Raw genomic sequence first — 19,213 nt, forward strand, 5'->3', positions numbered from 1 at the left:
CCGGCCGCGAAAAGCCTATCGTGGAAATCGCAATGCGGTAGGTAATCAGGCGAATTATCTGCCCTGTCAGTAAAGAGGTGGTTACCTGAACCGCATACGGGCTCGTTCATCTCCTGCGGTAGCAGGCCACCTGAGGTTGATTGCAGCTTTTGTTGCGCCAAAGCGACGCATAGCGGATTACCGGATTTTGAATCTTACCTGCCGGAAGCCAGTTGGAGACAGCCTCCCCCTGCCAATGCGGACGGACCGGCTTGTTCCACTTTATGTGGACAGTCGGCGCGCGGGTTTGACGTGATCCCTTCTCTTGCGTTCGATATCGGGTTCCAGGAGACCATAAGTGCTCAAGGGTAACGACCGCAGCTTCTTCCTTTCAACCATGCCGGCCTCGCGTGGCGACCGCAACGCGGCGCTGGCGGTGGTCGTGGTCTCGGCCGTGCTGTTCGCGATCGCGATACCATTCGCCGGGATGCCGCTTACGCCGGTACCGGCCTTCGTGGCGAGCTACCAGTCTGCGCTGACGATCAGCGATCTCATCACCGCGGTGCTGCTGTTTTCGCAGTTCGCCATCCTGCGCTCGCGCGCGATGCTGCTGCTCGCGACCGGCTATCTCTTCACGGCCGCGGCCGCGATCACCCACGCGCTGACCTTTCCAGGCCTGTTCGCGCCGACGGGCCTGTTCGGAGCCGGATCGCAGACCACGGTCTGGCTCTACATGGTCTGGCACGGCTTCTTCCCGCTGATGGTGCTCGGCTATGCGCTTTCGAAAGGACATGACGGCGCCAGGATCCGCGGCTCGACGATATCGGCGATCATTGGCAGTGTTGCGGCGGTCGTCATTACGATGGCGGTGTTCGCCTGGATCGTCACCGCCCAGCACGACCGCCTACCCGTCCTGTTGAGCGGCGGACACTACACGCCGGTCATGATCGGCGTGGTCTCGACGGTGCTGTTGTTCTGTGGCGCCGCGCTGGCCGCGCTATGGTTCCGGAAACCACATTCCGTCATCGACGTCTGGCTCATGGTCGTGCTGTGTGCCTGGCTGTTCGACATCGCGCTGTCGGCGATGCTCAACGTGGCGAGATTCGATCTCGGTTTCTATGCCGGACGCGTCTACGGATTATGCGCCGCCAGCTTCGTGCTCGCGGTGCTGTTGGTCGACAACGTCGCGCTGCAGGCGCAGATGTCGCGGCTCTTGGGCGTGGTCCGCCGCCAGGCTGCCACCGAGCGCGACCACCACGCCGAGCGCGAGCGGCTGTTCAGCGCCGTCGTGGAATCCTCCAACGACGCCATCATCACCAAGTCGCTCGACGGCACCATCACCGGCTGGAATCCGGCAGCGGAGCGGCTGTTCGGCTATCCGGCGGCCGCGGCGGTCGGCCAGCATATCGACATGATCACGCCGCCCGACCGTCGCGGCGAAATCAACGACATCCTCAAGCGGGTCCAGAGCGGCGAGAAGCTCGCGCAGTATGAGACGCAGCGCCTGCACAGGAGCGGCAAGCCGATCGACGTCTCGCTCAGCGTCTCGCCGCTGCGCTCTGCGACGGGCGAGATCATCGGCGCCTCCAAGATCGCGCACGACATCACCGAAAGCAGGCGGACGCAGAAGGCGCTCAGCCAGGAGATCGAAGAGCGGCAGCACATCTTCGAGGCTTCGCAGGACTTCCTGTCGGTGACGGACAAGCAGGGCAACTTCGTCCAGGTCAGTCCGAGCGCCAGAACCATTCTGGGCTACGATCCCGCTGAGATGGTCGGTCGTTCCGCGGTCGAATTCATTCATCCTGACGATCTCGAGAATACCCGCGACGAAATGCGCGCCGCGCGGCACCGCCAGAGCAAGCGCAGTTTCGAGACGCGCCTGATCCGCAAGGACGGCGAGATCGTTTCGCTCAACTGGTCCGCGACCTATTCCGAGACGGTCAAGCGCTACTTCTTCATCGGCCGCGACCTCACCGAGAAGCAGGCCGCGGAAGCGCAGATCCGCCAGGTGCAGAAGATGGACGCGGTCGGCCAGCTCACCGGCGGCGTCGCCCATGACTTCAACAACATCCTGACCGTGATCACGGGCACCATCGGCATCCTGGAGGAAGCGGTCGCCGACCGGCCCGACCTCGTCGCCATCGCCCGGCTGATCGACGAAGCCGCCGAGCGCGGCGCCAATCTGACCAAGCATCTGCTCGCCTTCGCCCGCAAGCAGCCGCTGCAGCCGGTCGAGGTCGATATCAACGCGCTGATCCTGGAAGCGGCGAAGCTGCTGCGCCCGACGCTCGGCGAGCATATCGAGGTCACGCCCATGCTGGCCGAGGACGCCTGGACCGCGATGGTCGATCCGAACCAGCTCACCACGGCGATCCTCAATCTCGCGCTGAACGCGCGCGATGCCATGCCCCGCGGCGGCAAGCTGGCGCTCGAAAGCCGCAACGTCTATCTCGACGAGGGCTATGCCAGCATGCATAGCGAGGTCACCGTCGGCCATTACGTCATGGTGGCCGTCAGCGACAGCGGCACCGGCATTCCCGCCCATCTGATGGAAAAAGTCTTCGATCCCTTCTTCACCACCAAGGAAGTCGGCAAGGGCACCGGGCTTGGGCTTTCCATGGTGTTCGGCTTCATCAAGCAGTCGGGCGGCCACATCAAGATCTACAGCGAGGAACGCCACGGCACTTCGGTGAAGATGTACTTGCCGCGCGCGACCGGCCTCGGCCAGACCGTCGCGGAAGTGCAGCAGGCCGCCGATGTTCGCGGCGGACACGAAGTCATCCTGGTGGTCGAGGACGACGCGCTGGTGCGCAAATATGTCGTGACCCAGATCACAAGCCTTGGCTATTCGACGCTCGAGGCCGCCAACGCCGCCGAGGCGCTCAACATCATCGATACCGGCGCGCCGATCGACCTGCTGTTCACCGACGTCATCATGCCCGGCGCCATGAACGGACGCCAACTCGTCGACGAGGCGCTGAAGCGGCGGCCCGGACTCAAGACGCTGTACACGTCGGGCTATACCGAGAACGCGATCGTGCATCACGGGCGACTCGATTCCGGCGTACTCTTGCTGGCAAAGCCCTATCGCAAGTCCGAGCTTGCCAAGATGATCAGGCTCGCGCTTGGCGGTTGATGCCTGCGGTTCGGCTTCTATATCGATCAATAAGACAAGAGGACGTGCACATTGAAAAATCTCCTCACCGACATCGCAGGCGTCCGCGTCGGCCACGCCGATGACGCCGCGATCGCCTCCGGCGTCACTGCGATCATCTTTGACAAACCTGCCGTGGCGTCGATCGACGTGCGCGGCGGCGGCCCGGGCACGCGCGATGATGCGCTGCTGCAGCCGCACAACACCGTCGATGCGGTCGACGCGATCGCGCTGTCCGGCGGCTCGGCGCTCGGCCTCGATGCTGCCGGCGGCGTGCAGGCCTGGCTTGCCGAGCAAGGCCGCGGCTTGCGCATTCGCGAGGCCGTGATCCCGATCGTGCCGGGGGCGATCTGCTTCGATCTCTTGAACGGCGGCAACAAGGCGTGGGGACGATTCCCGCCCTATCGCGATCTCGCCTATGCCGCGGCGGCGGCGGCCGGCGGCGATTTTCGGCTCGGCAGCGCCGGCGCCGGCATGGGCGCGACCACGCCCAATCTGAAGGGCGGGTTAGGCTCGGCGTCGATACAAACCGATAACGGCGTCATCGTTGCCGCGCTTGCCGTCGTCAACGCGGTCGGCACCGTCACCGTTGGCGACGGCCCGTGGTTCTGGGCCGCGCCCTTCGAGGTCGACGGGGAATTCGGCGGACGCGGTCTGCCTGCAACGTTCACGCCTGACATGCTGAAGGCGCGGCTGAAGGGCGGCCCTGCGGCGACGTCCGGCGAGAACACCACGCTAGTCGTGGTCGTGACCGATGCCGCGCTGACGAAGTCACAGGCCAAGCGGCTGGCGATGATCGCGCAGACCGGGATGGCGCGGGCGATCTATCCGGTGCATGCGCCGCTCGACGGCGACGTGGTGTTTGCGGCGGCGACCGGCGAGAAGCCGATCGATCCGCTGTTCGGCCTCACCGAGCTCGGCATGCATGCCGCCAACGCCGTGGCCCGTGCGATCGCGCGCGGTGTTTACGCGGCGACCACGCTGCCCTTTCCCGGCGCATTGCCGAGCTGGCAGGATCGCTTTGGCTAGCAACGGAATTCAGCGACATGCGTTGAGGCTGCGGGTTCCAGCTCGGGTGCCGCAATGCCATCCACTGTCATTCGCTTCTTCCGCTACGACGCCGAAAAAAGCGAGTTGTTGGTCGTCTTCGTTACTGGACGCCGCTACATCTATGAGGATGTTCCGCCTGCTGTGGCCCAGGCGTTCGGCAAGGCATTCTCAAAGGGCCAGTTCTTCAACCACGAGATACGTGATCGCTACCGTTACCGCGAACTCAAGCAATTGGCTTAAACGCGATCTGTCATGCATTGACCGAGAGCGAGGCCCAGGCCTGCGCCGAGATCGGCTTGGCCTGCTGCTGCACCAGTTGGTCGACGGCGTACCGCTGCACCAGCCGGTCGACGAAATTGTACGACGAGGTCGCAGCCCCCGCGGCGGACGGGTTCGCAGCCGAGGTCGCCGTCACCTTCGATCCGTCGGCATAGGTCGTGGTGGTCGTGACCGATCCATCGCTGTTGGTCACCGAAGTGCTGGTGCCGTCGAGCGCCTGCATCAGCGCATCGGCATTGCCGCCGCCGCCGCCGCCAGCGTGATGGGAGTGATGGCGGGCTCCACCCCTCAATGCCGAAGACATCTCGCCGAGCGTGACGTTGCCGTCGCCATCCTTATCCAGCTTGGAGAACACGTCATCGGCCTTCGCCAGATTGGTCCCGCCGGCGCCGAGCGCATCCTCGAATTCGGATTTCGTGATGTTGCCGTCACCGTCGCCATCGATCTGCCCAAACAAATCGTTCAGCGCATCCGAGCGACTCTTGGTCGAGGCACCCGTGCCGGTCGAAGCCTGGCTCTGCGCATCGAGCAGCGCGCTCATCGTCTCCGGCGCGATCGGCGCAGAGCTGCCGGCCGATCCGGAACTTGGGGCCGCGCCTGTCGAAGCCGACGCGCTGCCGGAAATATCGAAGATCTTGCCGGCGTCCTGGGTCTGGCCGGCGGGCTTTGCCTGCGACGTCTTCGACGACGTCAGCGACTTCAGGAGATCGATGGCCGACGACGCAGCGCCAAGGGCGAACAGCATGAGAGGGAACTCCGACAATGCCGCGTGAGCGGCGGCCCAACACCTGCGCGGCTGGCGAGCAAGCGTCGTGCCATGGCGAAAAGCCCTTTAAAATCGGCATTTCGCGCACACAAACGCCTTCGTGGAAGCCGGCAATTGCTGCCGCTCCGGCAGTTTTTTCCTGCCCGCGACTTCCCTCCTGTGCATTGCCCGGCATCAGCATGCATGTTAGGCGGAGCCATCCCGCTCGCTACAGAGATGCCTTGGGAGACGTCCATGTCCCAGTCCTTCACACCACGTCCGCTGGTGATCGCGCCGTCGATCCTGGCGTCGGATTTCTCGAAGCTCGGCGAAGAAGTCCGTGCCGTCGACCAGGCCGGCGCCGACTGGATCCATCTCGACGTCATGGACGGGCATTTCGTGCCGAACATTTCCTACGGCCCCGATGTCATCAAGGCGATGCGACCGCACACCAGGAAGATCTTCGACGCGCATCTGATGATCTCGCCCTGCGACCCCTATCTCGAGGCGTTCGCGAAGGCGGGATGCGACCACATCACGGTGCATGCGGAGGCCGGCCCGCACTTGCATCGTTCGCTGCAGGCGATCCGCGCGCTCGGCAAGAAGGCGGGCGTCTCGATCAATCCGGCGACGCCGGCCGGTGCGATCGAGCATGTGCTCGATCTGATCGACCTGGTGCTGGTGATGACGGTCAATCCGGGGTTCGGCGGCCAGGCCTTCATCCGCTCCGTGCTCGGCAAGGTCAGCGACATCAGGGCGATGACCGCGGGACGGCCGATCGACATCGAGGTCGATGGCGGCGTCGCGCCCGATGTATCGGGAGAACTGGCGGCGGCCGGCGCCAATGCGTTTGTCGCCGGCTCCGCCGTATTCAAGGGCGGCACGATGGAGGCGTACAAGGCCAACATCGCCGCGATCCGCAATGCGGCGGCGCTGGCGCGCGGCGAAGCGATCTAGCTCGAACGCGGGCGCACCACGGTGACCGTGCACGGCGCCTCCGCCGCCACCTTCGCCGAGACGCTGCCCAGCAAGGTGCGCAGCATGGAATCCTGCCGCGCGCCGATCACGATGTGATCGACCTGATTGGCCTCCGCGAATTCCAGGATGGCCGCGGCGGGATCGATCGCTTCCAGCACATGCACCGACAGCCGGTTCTCGTCCAGCTTCAGCGAGGACGCCCAGTGCCGCAGCGCGACCAGGCGGTCGACATGCTTGTTGTTGCCCTTCTCATCCAGCGTCCGGTCGATGGTGACGAGGCCCAGCTTGAGCACGTTGACGCAAGCGAGCCGGGCTTGCGGCAGGGTTGCGAGAATCCGCTCCGTGGTGACGCGCAGGGCCTCGTTCAGCGGGCCCGACGTCGCCGTCGTATCGATCGCAACCACCAGGATTGGGCTCGACGCCAGTTGCACGGCAACGTCGGACTTCGGCTTCGGCTGCCACGCCCCGCGATTGAAGCGGCGGCGCATCACCGTCGCGAACGGATCGCGCTCGTGCCGTTCGGCGCGCGCGGTCAGCTTGACCTGGTCGGGGTTGCCGAGATCGAAGGCGAGCTGCGAGGCGGTCGGATAGCGCCAGGCGGGCTCGATCTCCAGACATCGCAGTACGATCTCCTGCAGCCAGGGCGGATAGTCGGCCCTGAGCTTGCGCGGCGGATAGGGATCGCGCCACAGCCGCCGGCGCATGCCGCGCAGCGTTTCGCTCTCACCGAACGGCCGCACCCCGGTGGTGAAGAAATACAGGAGCACGCCGAGCGAAAACAAATCGCTGCGCGGATCGTCGCGCACCCCGAGCAGCCGCTCCGGCGCCATATAGGGCGCGGTGCCGTAAGGCAGGCGAAATTCTTCCTGCAGGAGATCGGGCAGATGTTCGTGATGCGACAGGCCAAAATCGATCAGCACCGCCTCGCCGCTCTCGCGGAACATGATGCTGCTCGGCTTGACGTCGTGATGGATGACGCTCTGCCTATGCAGCGCCGACAGGGCCGAGGCGATCTTGATCCCGAGCCCCCTCGCCTCCTCGTAAGCGATCGGCAGATCGTCGAGCCGCTTGTAGAGCGTCTGGCCCGGGATGCGCTCCATCACGACATAGGCCTGGCGCGCGAAATCGCCGGTGCCGAAGCAGGCCGGCACATGCGGCCCCGACAATCGCGGCAGGATCATCTGCTCCATCTCGAAGCTGACGATGGCGGCGGGATCCTCGCCTTCCGAGACCCGCGGCACCTTCATCAGCAGCGGCACGTCGATGCCGGGATGGGTGACGCTCCACAGCGTCGCCATGCCGCCGCGATGCACGCACTCGCCGATGGTGAAGCCATCGAGGATCGTGCCCGGCTGCATGGAGATTTTCGCCATCGCGCTATCGGCCGGCAAACAGGCGATCGGCAAGCCAGTCCGGCAGGCCATTGTCGCGGATCCGCCCCGCCGCCGCCTCGATATCGTAGGGCGCGCGATGATAGGTGATCTCCCGCCTCTCGGTGTCGAACATGGCGAAAGCGGCTGCGGGGTTGCCGTCGCGGGGCTGGCCGACCGAGCCGAGCACCGCAAGCCAGCGCCGGCCGGCCAGGAGTTGCACGGCTACGCCCGTGGTCGGCACGAAACTCGTCATCTTCGCCGTCGACGACATCGAATAGAGCGCGGGACGGTGGATATGACCGCAAAAGGTGATCTGGGCGTCCGCAGCCATCATGCTGCGCGCGGCGTCCGAAGCATCGCGCACGTAGCGCCATTTGGTCGGGCTCGACGCCTCGGAATGGACGTAGAGGCGGTCGTCCTCTTGATGCATCAGGGGCAGTTCGGCGAGGAAGCGCCGCTGCGCCGCGCCGAGCCTGCCACGGGTCCACTCGATCACCGCCTGGGCTTCGGCGTTCATCGCGTCGTTGTCGATGCCGATGGCACTGTCGTGATTGCCACGCACGGCGACCGCGCGGTCCTCGACTAGCGCCTTGACGGTGTCGACGACCCATTCGGGGTCGGCGCCATAGCCGACCAAATCGCCGAGCAGGATGAATCTTTCCGCGCCTTGCGCACGCGCAGCCTCGAGACAGGCACTAAACGCCTGCCGGTTGCCGTGGATGTCCGCAAACAGCGCGAGCCGCACATCGTCCTCCCCAGCCAATTCTGGCGGGCCCAACCGCATTGGTTTTGATGGATATCAACACGGGCGGAAGGCGCCCGCAAATAGACTGGGAGTTAGCGCTTGGGACAGGCCTCGAGCCCGCGGAACAACAGTGCCAGCAACGCGTCCGTGCGCTCCTGCAGCTCCGGCTCGCCCCATTCGTCGGAATGGGCCGGATGATGGAGGCGGCTCGTCGCCTCGAAGATCGCGCGAGCCGTTGCCTTGGGATCATCGACCTCGAATACACCCTGCGCGACACCGTCGGACAGGATCTGCGCGATCTGGTCCACCAGGCAGTCCTTGTGCCCCTTGACCACGACACAGGCCTCGCGCGCCAGCGTCAGATAGGTGCGAAACATCTCGGGATCGTCGGCAAAGCGGGCTTGTTTGGTCGCGAACAGTGTACGCAGCCAGCGATCGAGCCGCGCTTTCGCAGGGCCGCTACTCGCCGCGATCTCCTGCAACGGGGCTTTGGCCCGGTCGAGCCATCGCTTTGCCACGGCCTCACGCAGCGAAGCCTTGCTCGGGAAGTGCCGATAGACGCTGCCGTGGCTCACATCGAGCGCACGTGCAACGTCCACCACGGTTGCTTTGGCAATCCCATAACGCCGCAGGACGTCCTCGGTGACCTCCAGGATTCGCTCAGGAGTCAAGACGACTGCTTCGTTCATGGCTTCACCCTATCCCCACCTGTTGGGCATTTCCATTCCGGCGGTCACGCGCACTCACGAAACGGCCCGGCCGGTCATTCAGGCAATCCTGGTTTCCAGTTTAGCGGGCCAGCTTTGCCGCCTGGGCAGCAAGGTGGCGAGCCACCTGCTGATTGAGCCAGCGCTGGATTTGTTCGGTCAAATGTAAAATCTCGATTGTCATTGTCATAGTCTCCGGCAAGTCCGTGGCCCTCGCCTTGCCTGAAACCGGTACTCGTAACTCTCCCGGATCAGACCTTTCGCGGCTGCGAGCCACAGGGCGCCCCACCCGGCGTCCGAAAATGGATATAGCAAGTCTGACTGACAGATTTCAATATCTGTTACTCAATAATCCGTGATCTGGATGCATTCCATCCCGAGGCCGTCATACCGGTATCATGACACCTATTGCTGGTCCTTGGGCGGCATTCGGGCGGCAGCAGTGGCGTAAACGACACCTCGTCGCCCGGCCCCGGGGCGGCCATCAGCGCTCCGCCGGTCGAGGGATCGCCGCCCGACGTCTCGATCACGGCATTCGGGGTGATGTACTCCCTCGCCGCCGCGATCAGGCCGCCCTCGCCGCTGCCGAAATCGGCGGCGCGCCCGCCCTGGGGGCGTCCGGCGGCGATCTCGCTGATGGCCTTGTCGGTCTTCTGCGCCAGCGAGTCGCTGTATGGGATACGGTACGCCCTGGGGATGCCGCTCGGCCGATTGCCGTCGTCAAGCGCCTCGACCCAGAGATAGATCGAGCCCGGGTCGCCCTCGAGCGAATGCGGCTCCACGATGCGTGCCTGCAAGAGCTTGAACGAGGCCGGCACCCTGTCAATGCTCGCCCAGCCCAACAGGCCGCGCACGCCGATAAAGCTCGCAATGTAGAACGCGCTGGTCACGACCACGGCGACGGCCTTGGCCGACCAAGGCAAGCGGGCATAGACCAAAACGATCAGCAACAGCGCGCCGATCAGCGCGTAGCTGATCGAGAGCGTAAGAATGACGGACTGCAGATTGTTCACGGGCGAGACATCCTGACGCCTGTCTTCGGATCGAGATCCGCGCCGTTCGCGCGAACGTTGCGGAAGGTCTCCATCAGCGATTTCTGCCGCTGCTGGACGTCAACCACCTTGCCTTCGCCATCGAGCCAGAAGCGCAGCGCGGTTTTTTCGTCGCCCGTGTGATCGAGCATCAGCTTGTTGTCGAAGATCACCTGGGCGGTCGGATTGAGTTTCTGCACCTTCACGCTCACCGTGACCGGCTGCCCGGTCGTCGCCTGAAAATGCGAGACGTTGACGGTGTATTCGCCGGGGATGATGCCACGCACCGTGACGATCTCTTCGCGGATCGGCGACGCAATCTTCTTGCCGTTGACGACGATGAAATCATTGGCGCCGCCGCGATCATCGCGGTCGAGGGTGAGGAAGCCGGCTTCGCGGCGACGGTACCAGGCGATATTGCCCGCCGGATCCTGCACGAACAGATCGAGGTCATCAGGGTGATTGTCCGGCCAGTCCATCGTGATGATGAATTCGGCCTTGGAGTCGATCTTGCCCTCCTTCGACTCCGGCGAGACCGCAAGCAGCGCGAGGAAGAACAGGAAGGCAATGACCTGCAGCGCCTTGAACAGCATCACGCCGAGCGGATCGAAGTGCTCCTCCCGCGGATAGAGGCCGAACTCATCCATCATGATGGTGTTCCAAGGCCGGGGTGACGTGCGTCTCGGTCAACATGACGGCATCGGAAAACACCCGCTGGGTGGCGGCATCGAGCATGTAGTATTGGATCCTGACCAGGATGGAGCCGATCAGGCCGGCCAGCGTCGTGTACATGGCCACCGCCATGCCGTCGCTCATCAGGCCCATCGACGATCGCATCGCGACCTTGTCGGCCGCATCGAGGGTCGCGATCGGCGCCAGCATGATGATGAAGCCGATGATGGTCCCGAGCAGACCGAGCTTCATCAGCGTATCGGAAACGAATGCGCCGAAGGCATTGGAGCCGCGCAACCGGTCCGCTAGCGACCTCAGCAGCAACGTCTGATCGATGCGTCCGGCGGCCTGTGCTGCGGCCTTCTTCACCAGGCTGCGGATGTGATCGCTGACAAGCCCGGCCGGCAAAACCCGCGCATCGTCGTCGAGCCGCCTCGCGGCGCCGGGAGCCGAGAGGATCGCACGGCAGCGCCTGGCCGCTTCGCCTTCGCGCGCGATCGCGCGCGTCCGCCAGAAGCAGTGGCAGCAGGTGATGACATAGAGGACGGCGATCAGCGTCGAAATATAGGTGCGGTCCGAGGTGACCATGAGACGGAGCAACCCGTATCGCCACAGCAAGACGGCGGCAAAAATCGAGAGCCCGGTGAAGATCATCCACAACAGCAGGACGCTTCGCTCGGAAGTGTCCTTGCCGGGCAATACAGTCTCGGCGCCAACCGTGGCACTCATGCAGCTCCCTCCCTGAGGGCGGCCAAGAGAGACGGCCCGCAAACGGTCCCCCGGCCTTGTTAATCCGAGGCGGCAGGTTGCGTCCAAAGACATATGCCCGCGATTCATTGGGAAAATTTCCCGAGCTGCGCCCCGCCTGCCATCTTGCAATTGGCGTCGAATAGCGGTGCTGTTACGCTGGATTCTTGTTTTGGCGCGTTTTCTCGACGCGAACCGGTACCCACTTCGCTGGAAAACGCTTTGGAAGCCGCGGAGTGATCGCATGCGCCTGGTGCTCCAGCTCGTCGCCCGTCTGCTCGTCATCGTCATCTTGTGTCTGGGAGGCGCGACCGTTTGGGCGACGATCGACGCTTATCAGAGCGTCGACCGCGCCACGGCTGCATCCGCCGAGCGCGTCTCGCAGGCGCTGGAGGCGCTGTACTGGCGCGAATTGCTGCTGCGCGGCAACAGGACACGCGAGCACCTTTTGCCCTTGCCGGAATGGCGCACCACCCAGACCATGAGCCTGATTTCGCCCGGCGTCTGCGTCCAGTTTGAGCCGAAGGGCGAGTTCGAGAATCCGCTCTGCGGCCAGAGCAAGGGGATCGGCGCATCGCCACCACACTGGTTTGCCGCCGCCGTGGAGACATTCCTTGGCGGCCACGCCGCGGTGGCCCGACCGATCAGTGCGCGCTCGGTCACTGCGGGCACGGTCTCGGCTATCGCCGATCCCGACGCCGCGATCTCGCTCGCCTGGCAGCACATCCTCGATAACGTCCACGTCGCGCTGCTGATGGCGGTGGCCATCGCCTTGCTCGCCTCGCTCGCGATCGCGCATGCGCTGGCTCCCGCGCAATCGATCGTTGCCGCACTGCAGCGCATGGCGCATGGCCAATACCGGACATCGCTTCCGCGCTTCCGATCGATGGAACTTGCCATGATCGGGCAAGCGGTCAGCGAGCTCGGCGATCGCCTCGCGCAGGCCAGGGAAGAACGGGCCCTCCTGACCCGCCGGCTGCTTGAAATCCGCAGCGACGAACGGCGCGTCCTCGCGCGCGAACTGCACGATGAGTTCGGGCAGAACCTGTCGGCGATTCTCGCTTTCGCCAACACCATCGAAGCGGCCAGCGCGAAGCAGCAGGACCGAGGCGATGTCGCGCAGGATGCGCGGATGATCTCGCAGGCCACGCTGCACATCATGGCCTGCCTGCGCGGCACCCTGAACCGGTTGCGCCACCCGCCCGCCGAGGAACTCGGGCTGGAGGCGAGCCTCATCAATCTGGTTGATAGCTGGCGATCGCAGAATGCGACGCAGCCGATGATCCAGCTCGACCTCAAGGGCGATTTCGCCGACGTGCGAGGCACCGTCGCCGCAACCGCCTACCGTGTGGCCCAGGAATGCCTGACCAACTCGTTGCGCCACGGTGCGGCGCGCGAGATCGTGCTCCGGATCGAGCGGCGGACGGGCGTGGAGAATGCGCTGCTGGTCCGCGTCGAGGATGACGGCGGCGGCGATGCCGCCAAGGTGGCGCAGTCTGCGGGCTTCGGCCTGATCGGAGTACGCGAGCGCGTAACCGCTCTTGGCGGCTCGCTGTCGATCGCGCGCGCAAGGCGCGGTCTGAGCGTCGCCGCCATGATCCCGCTTGCCGCCTGATGCCGGCGTCGCAGACCAGCGGCATTTCGATCCTGCTTGTCGACGACCATCCCGTGGTCCGGCAAGGCTACCGGCGCGTCCTGGAGCATCAAGGCGACTTCCGCGTCGTCGCCGAAGCCGACAATGCCGCCGACGCCTATCGCGCATTCAAGGCATACGCTCCTGACGTTGTCGTACTGGATATATCGATGCCGGGAGCGAGCGGCCTCGAGGCGATCCGCAACATCCGGCAGCGCGACCCGACCGCGCACATTCTCGTCTTCAGCATGCATAGCGAGGCGGCGCTGGTGAAGGCGGCCTTCGGCGCCGGGGCGAGCGGCTATGTCACCAAGAGCAATGAACCAACCGTGCTGATCGGGGCGATCCGTTCCGTTGCGCGCGGCGAACATGCGATGAGCGACGACATCGCCCATGTCCTGGCGATGGAAAGCCTGACGCCTTCAGGGTCCGTCCTTGACCAATTGGGAGAACGGGAGATCGAGATCCTGCGGCAACTGGCTGCCGGCTCGACCACGGAGGAGATTGCCGCAAACCTCAATCTCAGCACGAAGACAGTTCAAAACTATCACTATCTGATCAAGACCAAGACCGGGATGCGGACCGATGCGCAACTCGTTCGCCTTGCCGTCGAGTGCGGATTGACCAGCCTGTAGAACAGGCAATCTATCGCGCGATGTGGGAGCATGGGTGGCTGCCGTCATCGCCTGGCTTGACCGGGCGATCCAGTATTCCACAGACGCCAGTGCTTGAACCAAGGGGCCGCGGCGTACTGGATTCCTGCCTTCGCGGGGAATGACAGGACTTCGTGGATCAGATCCATCCGCTCGCACGCCGAGAGTCCCATTTTCCTCATCCGGAAGGCTGGAATCGGTGGCCTCTACGGGATCGATTTGCTAAAGCACGGCGTAAAAACAAACCGGCTGGGAGTCGCTTGGCGAACCCGCCCTGCACGTTCCGGAGTTTTCGATGATCCCCCGCTATACCCGTCCCGAGATGGCCGCGATCTGGGAGCCGCAGACCCGCTTCAAGATCTGGTTCGAGATCGAGGCGCATGCGGCCGACGCGCTGGCGGAACTCGGTGTCATTCCGAAAGAGGCGGCAAAGACGATCTGGGCCAAGGGCCGGGACGCAACCTTCGACGTCGCGCGGATCGACGAGATCGAGCGCGAGACCAAGCACGACGTCATCGCCTTCCTCACTCACCTCGCCGAGATCGTCGGTCCCGAGGCGCGCTTCGTGCACCAGGGCATGACGTCCTCCGACGTACTCGACACCTGCCTCAACGTGCAGCTCACCCGCGCCGCGGACCTCCTGCTCGCCGATATCGACAAGGTCCTGGCCGCGCTGAAGAAGCGTGCCTTCGAGCACAAGATGACGCCGACCATCGGCCGCTCCCACGGCATCCACGCCGAACCCGTGACCTTCGGCCTCAAGCTCGCTTACGCCTATGCGGAATTCTCCCGTGCCCGCGCCCGGCTCGTCGCCGCCCGCAAGGACGTCGCAACCTGCGCGATCTCCGGCGCGGTCGGCACTTTTGCGCAGATCGACCCGCGCGTCGAAGAGCATGTCGCGAAGGCGATGGGACTCGAGCCGGAGCCGATCTCGACCCAGGTGATCCCGCGCGATCGCCATGCGATGTATTTCGCGACGCTGGCCGTGATCGCCGCCTCCATCGAGCGCCTTGCGGTCGAAATCCGTCACCTGCAGCGCACCGAGGTGCTGGAAGCCGAGGAGTTCTTCTCGGAAGGGCAAAAGGGTTCGTCGGCGATGCCGCACAAGCGCAACCCGGTGCTGTCGGAGAACCTCTCCGGCCTGTCGCGGATGGTGCGGGCCTACGCAGTGCCCGCGCTCGAGAACGTCGTGCTCTGGCACGAGCGCGACATCTCGCATTCCTCCGCCGAGCGCATGATGGGCCCGGACGCCACCGTGACACTCGACTTCGCGCTGGTCCGCCTCGCCGGCCTGATCGAGAAGCTCTTGGTCTATCCGCAGAACATGCAGAAGAATCTCGATCGGCTCGGCGGTCTGGTGCATTCGCAGCGGGTTCTGATCGCGCTGACGCAAAAGGGCGCCAGCCGCGAGGACGCCTACAAATTCGTGCAGCGCAACGCCATGCCGGTCTGGCGCGGCGAAGGCGATTTCCTGACGCTGCTGAAGAAAGACGCGGACGTGAGGAAGTATCTCAGCGAGGCCGAACTCGAGGAGCAGTTCGACCTCGGCTATCACCTCAAGCACGTCGACACGATCTTCAGGCGCGTGTTCGGCGAAGCCTGAGCGGCAGCGAGTCCACTCGGGTGCTTGCCGCGTTGCAGCGAGCTGCTCCGGTGGCCCTCCGATCCGATGAAGGCGATGGCAATCACTATAAGGCCTTCACCCGCGTCCCAAACGCCGGCGTCGCCCTCAAATCAACTGAATCGTAACGCTGGAATGGGATAAGGTGGAACCGTGGCAGCTCCCCCAACCATTCTGGTATTCGATTCCGGCCTTGGCGGGCTCACGGTGTTGCGCGAGATCGTGCGCGCCCGGCCCGACGCGCATTTCGTCTATGTCGCCGACGACGCGTTCTTTCCCTATGGCCACCACGGCGAGGCGGAGATCATCGCACGCGTGGTGCCGCTGGTCGGCGACTTGATCACGAGCCACGCGCCCGACCTGGTCGTGATCGCCTGCAATACCGCCTCCACGCTCGTCATGTCACACCTGCGTGACGCTTATGACCTGCCTTTCGTCGGGACCGTGCCCGCGATCAAGCCGGCCTGCGCCAGTTCGAAGACCAAGCGCGTGTCCGTGTTGGGCACCAAGGGCACGGTCAAGCGCGAATATACGCGCAAGCTGATCCATGATTTCGGGCAGGGCTGCGAGGTGACGTTGGTCGGCTCGGGCGAGCTCGCTTCGCTGGCGGAGGCGGCGCTGAGCGGCCAGGAGGTCAGCGACGCCGCGATCGCCGCTGAACTCGAGCCCTGTTTTGTCGACGGCGCGGCCCGCACCGACACCGTGGTGCTCGCCTGCACGCACTACCCCTTGCTGCTGGATCGGCTGGTGAGGCTCGCGCCATGGCCGGTCGACTGGATCGACCCGGCACCCGCCATCGCGCGCCGCGTTTCCGATCTGCTCGGCCCGCCCGGCGATGTCAGAGACGAGGCCGGCCCTGAAATGCTTTTCACTTCCAACCGTCCGCATTTGCGGAGCCGCGCGCTGATGCCGTTTTTCGGCGGCCGGATCCCGGCCTGAACTTTCCGCCGCCATACGGCGCTGATAGTTTTGGCGGGCACGCGCACGTTCAACGGAGTTCTGCATTGACCTCCACGACGCCAACTCCCCTCAACCGGCTGCGACAGCAATGGCGAGAGAAGCGCCCAACCTTCGGCGCGATTGCCACCATCCCGAGCATCCAGACCGTGCAGATCATGGCGCAGTCGCTCGACTGGATCATCGTCGACCTCGAGCATGGGCCGATCGATCTTGGCACCGCGCATGCGATGATCGTGGCAACCTCGGGCACATCATGCGTGCCGATGGCGCGAATTGCGGCCAACGAGCCCTGGCTCGCCAAGGCGCCGATGGACATCGGCGCGCTCGGCATCAATTTCCCGATGATCTGCAGCGGCGCTGAGGCCGAGAAGGCCGCGCGCAGCGTGCGTTATCCGCCTAAGGGCGACAGGCTGTGGGGCCCGTTCCACGCGCCGTTGCGCTGGGGCGTCTCGATGGCGGATTACATGGCCACTGCCGATGACGACATGATCTGCATGATCACGATCGAGCATGTCGAGGCGGTCGAGCGGATCGACGAGATCATGGCCACCCCCGGCATCGACGTCGCCGTGATCGGCCCCGGCGACCTTGCCACCTCCATCAACAAACGCGGCCTCCCCGACGATCCCGAAGTGCAGGCGCTGATGCAGCGCGCCGAGGAAGGTATCCTCAAGAGCGGTGTGCCGATCGGCGGGGTAGCGCGGTCCGCCGAGCAGGCCAACGCCATGATCGAACGCGGCTATGTCGCGCTCGCCCTCGGCTTCGACTGGTCGCTGCTCCAGCGCGGCATCGCCGCGGCTTTTGCGGGCATCAAGCGCTAGCATTGCTTCGCGTCCCGCGAGCACACTGCAAGGTTCCTCCCGGCGGGCGGTGCGGCGGGACGCCACACCCATCCCGGCGCCGAAACCGGCTATGTGCTGCGTGGGCCATCCGCGATACGAAGACAGGCGAGCCGCTGGCCAAGCCGGCATCCTGAAGCGCGATGACATCCCAGATCGTCGTTTCGCTTTAGTTCCTTGTTTTCGCGCGATCTTTCGCGATCATGCGCCAGAACCTACCGGCGGCAAGGCCGTTGGTTCATGCTCGGTTCAGGCCTGCCGAGCGGATATTCCGCCTGGCCAGCCCTCTGATTGTTGAATGCAGGACCATCCGGCGGAGTAATGCGCGGAACAGCTCGAAAAATCTCAGTCCCGCGCTGTTTCATCGCCGACCTGATGCATGCGTCGCTCGACATCCCCTTCGTGTCGCTCACGCGCCTCCTGAACGTCCAGGATCTGGTGAAAGCCCGCGCGGCGCTTGCCCGGCCACCCGGCTGGGCTGCGACTTTCGTGAAAGCCTTTGCGCTGGTGGCGAAGGACGAGCCGGTGCTGCGCACGCTCTACGTCAAATGGCCGTCGCCGGGTTTCTATGAGCTGCCGCGCAGCGTCGCGAGCGTCGCCATCGCCCGGGTCGTAGAGGGCGAGAGTTGCGTGCTGCCGCAAAAGATCAGCACTCCGGAGGCCAAGCCGCTCGCCGAGATCGACGCCCTGATCCAGCACGCCAAACAGGCGCCGGTCGAGGAGGTGGCGGCGTTCAGAAAGGCGCTGCGGGCCACCCGCCTGCCGCTGCCGCTGCGCCGCCTGATCTGGTGGATCGGGCTGAATCACGGACGCCAGCGCGCCAATTACTTCGGCAGCTTTTCCGTGACGTCGGTAGCGGCCATCGGTCCGGGGGAACTCCACGCCCTGACCCCAGGACCGTTCGTTCTCAGCTACGGCATGGAGGCCGACGGGACCATCAGCGTGGTGCTACGCTGGGACCACCGAGTTACCGACGCCGCCCTCATCGCCCGGACGCTGTGCCGGCTGGAACAGGTGCTGAACACCGAGATAGCCGCGGAATTGCGGGCCGATCGGGAGCAAGCCGAACGTCCAGTCCGGGCGATTGCGACCTGACCGCGCCAGAGCTTCGGTTCTGATTGAATCAAGAACCCGAGCTCTGGATTCTCGTTTTGACACGTTTCCTTCACGCGAGCCGGTATCCACGTCGCCCGAAAACGCTGTGAAAAGCCACCTCTTTCGTTGACAGAATGGCCCGCTTTCCCCTAAAAGCCCCCTGCTCGCGGGCCGGTTTCGGCCCGCGAAGCGTTTCGCGACCCGTGGTTCGTCCCCGAGCTTTCGAGGCGGATCTGTCGGTACCGGGCCCCAAGGCCGGGTACACAGGAGGGCGCGTCTCCTCAAACCCAACTTTGACCTGAAGAGGACGCGATGACAAAGCGCAGTGAGGCGAAATACAAGATCGATCGCCGCATGGGCCAGAATATCTGGGGCCGCCCGAAGAGCCCCGTGAACCGCAGGGAATACGGCCCCGGCCAGCATGGCCAGCGCCGCAAGGGCAAGCTCTCCGACTTCGGCGTGCAGCTCCGCGCCAAGCAGAAGCTCAAGGGCTACTACGCCAACATCTCCGAGCGCCAGTTCCACGCCTTCTATGTCGAGGCCGGCCGGCTAAAGGGCGACACCGGTGAGAACCTGATCGGCCTGCTCGAGCGCCGTCTCGACACCGTGGTCTACCGTGCCAAGTTCGTGCCCACGATGTTCGCCGCGCGCCAGTTCATCAACCACGGCCACATCAAGGTGAACGGCCGCCGCGTCAACATCGGCAGCTATATGCTGAAGGTGGGCGACGTCATCGAGGTCAAGGAAGCCTCCAAGCAGCTCGTGACCGTGCTGGAAGCCTCGCAGCTTCCCGAGCGCGACGTGCCCGACTTCATCGAAGTCGATCACTCCAAGATGACCGCAAAATTCATCCGCGTTCCGGGCCTGTCCGATGTGCCGTTCCCGGTGCAGATGGAACCGCATCTGATCGTCGAATTCTATTCGCGCTGATCGGACGCAGAGTTCGAGATAT

General features: G+C 64.5%; 17 protein-coding genes and 1 pseudogene. 11 read left to right on the forward strand and 7 right to left on the reverse strand.

The window, feature by feature from the left end; genetic code table 11:
• Positions 1 to 376 precede the first annotated feature (376 nt).
• Genes I6F35_RS19735 through I6F35_RS19745 form a run of 3 tightly spaced genes read left to right on the forward strand, consistent with a single transcriptional unit; the run spans position 377 to position 4,423 of the window.
• On the forward strand, positions 377 to 3,115 hold the full coding sequence (locus I6F35_RS19735) for a PAS domain S-box protein (RefSeq protein WP_225119435.1): 2,739 nt from the start codon (positions 377 to 379) through the stop codon (positions 3,113 to 3,115).
• Positions 3,116 to 3,166: 51 nt separating this feature from the next.
• Entirely contained in the window at positions 3,167 to 4,162 is a 996-nt protein-coding gene (locus I6F35_RS19740) for a P1 family peptidase (protein WP_225119337.1), read from the forward strand.
• 54 nt (positions 4,163 to 4,216) lie between these two features.
• A complete protein-coding gene (locus I6F35_RS19745; protein ID WP_225119338.1) occupies positions 4,217 to 4,423 on the forward strand; it encodes a KTSC domain-containing protein in 207 nt (68 codons plus the stop codon).
• Positions 4,424 to 4,433: 10 nt separating this feature from the next.
• Here the strand turns inward: I6F35_RS19745 and I6F35_RS19750 are convergent, their stop codons facing one another.
• A complete protein-coding gene (locus I6F35_RS19750; RefSeq protein ID WP_225119339.1) occupies positions 4,434 to 5,207 on the reverse strand; it encodes an EF-hand domain-containing protein in 774 nt (257 codons plus the stop codon).
• A gap of 255 nt (positions 5,208 to 5,462) precedes the next feature.
• Here I6F35_RS19750 and rpe point away from each other — a divergent pair, with 255 nt between their 5' ends.
• Positions 5,463 to 6,164, forward strand: a complete 702-nt coding sequence (gene rpe / locus I6F35_RS19755; protein WP_225119340.1) for a ribulose-phosphate 3-epimerase — start codon at positions 5,463 to 5,465, stop codon at positions 6,162 to 6,164.
• Here rpe and I6F35_RS19760 read toward each other — a convergent pair.
• The 6 genes and pseudogenes from I6F35_RS19760 to I6F35_RS19785 form a co-directional block, all read right to left on the reverse strand.
• Positions 6,161 to 7,558, reverse strand: coding sequence for a bifunctional serine/threonine-protein kinase/universal stress protein (locus I6F35_RS19760; protein WP_225119341.1), 1,398 nt, complete (start codon positions 7,556 to 7,558; stop codon positions 6,161 to 6,163). The two genes, rpe and I6F35_RS19760, sit on opposite strands and share 4 nt — an antisense overlap.
• A 4-nt stretch (positions 7,559 to 7,562) precedes the next feature.
• Positions 7,563 to 8,303 (reverse strand): metallophosphoesterase family protein, encoded by a 741-nt coding sequence (locus I6F35_RS19765; protein ID WP_225119342.1) that lies wholly within the window; start codon positions 8,301 to 8,303, stop codon positions 7,563 to 7,565.
• 92 nt (positions 8,304 to 8,395) lie between these two features.
• Positions 8,396 to 8,992: a TetR family transcriptional regulator gene (locus I6F35_RS19770; RefSeq protein ID WP_225119343.1), complete on the reverse strand. Its 597-nt coding sequence runs from the start codon at positions 8,990 to 8,992 to the stop codon at positions 8,396 to 8,398.
• A gap of 423 nt (positions 8,993 to 9,415) precedes the next feature.
• Positions 9,416 to 10,023 (reverse strand): annotated as a pseudogene (locus I6F35_RS19775) (hypothetical protein).
• Positions 10,020 to 10,691, reverse strand: a complete 672-nt coding sequence (locus tag I6F35_RS19780) for a hypothetical protein (RefSeq protein ID WP_225119344.1) — start codon at positions 10,689 to 10,691, stop codon at positions 10,020 to 10,022. The pseudogene I6F35_RS19775 and the gene I6F35_RS19780 overlap by 4 nt, the downstream one beginning before the upstream one ends.
• Positions 10,681 to 11,442, reverse strand: coding sequence for a MotA/TolQ/ExbB proton channel family protein (locus I6F35_RS19785; protein WP_225119345.1), 762 nt, complete (start codon positions 11,440 to 11,442; stop codon positions 10,681 to 10,683). The genes I6F35_RS19780 and I6F35_RS19785 overlap by 11 nt, the downstream gene beginning before the upstream one ends.
• Before the next feature lie 262 nt (positions 11,443 to 11,704).
• Between I6F35_RS19785 and I6F35_RS19790 the strand changes: the two genes are divergently transcribed.
• From I6F35_RS19790 to rpsD, 7 genes are all read left to right on the forward strand, one after another.
• The gene (locus I6F35_RS19790) at positions 11,705 to 13,075 is read left to right on the forward strand and encodes a histidine kinase (protein WP_225119346.1); all 1,371 of its coding nucleotides are present in this window, start codon (positions 11,705 to 11,707) and stop codon (positions 13,073 to 13,075) included.
• Positions 13,075 to 13,728: a response regulator transcription factor gene (locus I6F35_RS19795; RefSeq protein ID WP_225119347.1), complete on the forward strand. Its 654-nt coding sequence runs from the start codon at positions 13,075 to 13,077 to the stop codon at positions 13,726 to 13,728. The genes I6F35_RS19790 and I6F35_RS19795 overlap by 1 nt, the downstream gene beginning before the upstream one ends.
• Positions 13,729 to 14,041: 313 nt before the next feature.
• Positions 14,042 to 15,349, forward strand: coding sequence for an adenylosuccinate lyase (purB, locus tag I6F35_RS19800; protein WP_225119348.1), 1,308 nt, complete (start codon positions 14,042 to 14,044; stop codon positions 15,347 to 15,349).
• Positions 15,350 to 15,520: 171 nt separating this feature from the next.
• Positions 15,521 to 16,306 (forward strand): glutamate racemase, encoded by a 786-nt coding sequence (gene murI, locus I6F35_RS19805; RefSeq protein ID WP_225119349.1) that lies wholly within the window; start codon positions 15,521 to 15,523, stop codon positions 16,304 to 16,306.
• A gap of 65 nt (positions 16,307 to 16,371) precedes the next feature.
• Positions 16,372 to 17,148 carry an aldolase/citrate lyase family protein gene (locus tag I6F35_RS19810; protein ID WP_225119350.1) on the forward strand — a complete coding sequence of 259 codons (777 nt, stop codon included), beginning with the start codon at positions 16,372 to 16,374 and terminating at the stop codon, positions 17,146 to 17,148.
• Positions 17,149 to 17,487: 339 nt separating this feature from the next.
• Positions 17,488 to 18,261 (forward strand): acyltransferase, encoded by a 774-nt coding sequence (locus tag I6F35_RS19815; RefSeq protein WP_225119351.1) that lies wholly within the window; start codon positions 17,488 to 17,490, stop codon positions 18,259 to 18,261.
• Between the two features lie 312 nt (positions 18,262 to 18,573).
• The gene (gene rpsD, locus I6F35_RS19820; protein ID WP_225119352.1) at positions 18,574 to 19,191 is read left to right on the forward strand and encodes a 30S ribosomal protein S4; all 618 of its coding nucleotides are present in this window, start codon (positions 18,574 to 18,576) and stop codon (positions 19,189 to 19,191) included.
• Positions 19,192 to 19,213: the final 22 nt, after the last annotated feature.

Origin of the sequence: Bradyrhizobium sp. BRP22 (assembly GCF_020194175.1) — a bacterium.
Lineage (GTDB): Bacteria > Pseudomonadota > Alphaproteobacteria > Rhizobiales > Xanthobacteraceae > Bradyrhizobium.

Excerpts from the sequence above, each read along its gene's own strand:
- I6F35_RS19815 (WP_225119351.1), top strand. The coding sequence starts at position 17,488 with ATGCGCGGAACAGCTCGAAAAATCTCAGTCCCGCGCTGTTTCATCGCC.
- I6F35_RS19790 (WP_225119346.1), top strand. The coding sequence starts at position 11,705 with ATGCGCCTGGTGCTCCAGCTCGTCGCCCGTCTGCTCGTCATCGTCATC.
- I6F35_RS19745 (WP_225119338.1), top strand. The coding sequence starts at position 4,217 with ATGCCATCCACTGTCATTCGCTTCTTCCGCTACGACGCCGAAAAAAGC.
- I6F35_RS19770 (WP_225119343.1), bottom strand. The coding sequence starts at position 8,992 with ATGAACGAAGCAGTCGTCTTGACTCCTGAGCGAATCCTGGAGGTCACC.
- I6F35_RS19795 (WP_225119347.1), top strand. The coding sequence starts at position 13,075 with ATGCCGGCGTCGCAGACCAGCGGCATTTCGATCCTGCTTGTCGACGAC.
- I6F35_RS19750 (WP_225119339.1), bottom strand. The coding sequence starts at position 5,207 with ATGCTGTTCGCCCTTGGCGCTGCGTCGTCGGCCATCGATCTCCTGAAG.
- I6F35_RS19780 (WP_225119344.1), bottom strand. The coding sequence starts at position 10,691 with ATGATGGATGAGTTCGGCCTCTATCCGCGGGAGGAGCACTTCGATCCG.
- purB (WP_225119348.1), top strand. The coding sequence starts at position 14,042 with ATGATCCCCCGCTATACCCGTCCCGAGATGGCCGCGATCTGGGAGCCG.
- I6F35_RS19735 (WP_225119435.1), top strand. The coding sequence starts at position 377 with ATGCCGGCCTCGCGTGGCGACCGCAACGCGGCGCTGGCGGTGGTCGTG.
- I6F35_RS19760 (WP_225119341.1), bottom strand. The coding sequence starts at position 7,558 with ATGGCGAAAATCTCCATGCAGCCGGGCACGATCCTCGATGGCTTCACC.
- rpsD (WP_225119352.1), top strand. The coding sequence starts at position 18,574 with ATGACAAAGCGCAGTGAGGCGAAATACAAGATCGATCGCCGCATGGGC.
- I6F35_RS19785 (WP_225119345.1), bottom strand. The coding sequence starts at position 11,442 with ATGAGTGCCACGGTTGGCGCCGAGACTGTATTGCCCGGCAAGGACACT.
- rpe (WP_225119340.1), top strand. The coding sequence starts at position 5,463 with ATGTCCCAGTCCTTCACACCACGTCCGCTGGTGATCGCGCCGTCGATC.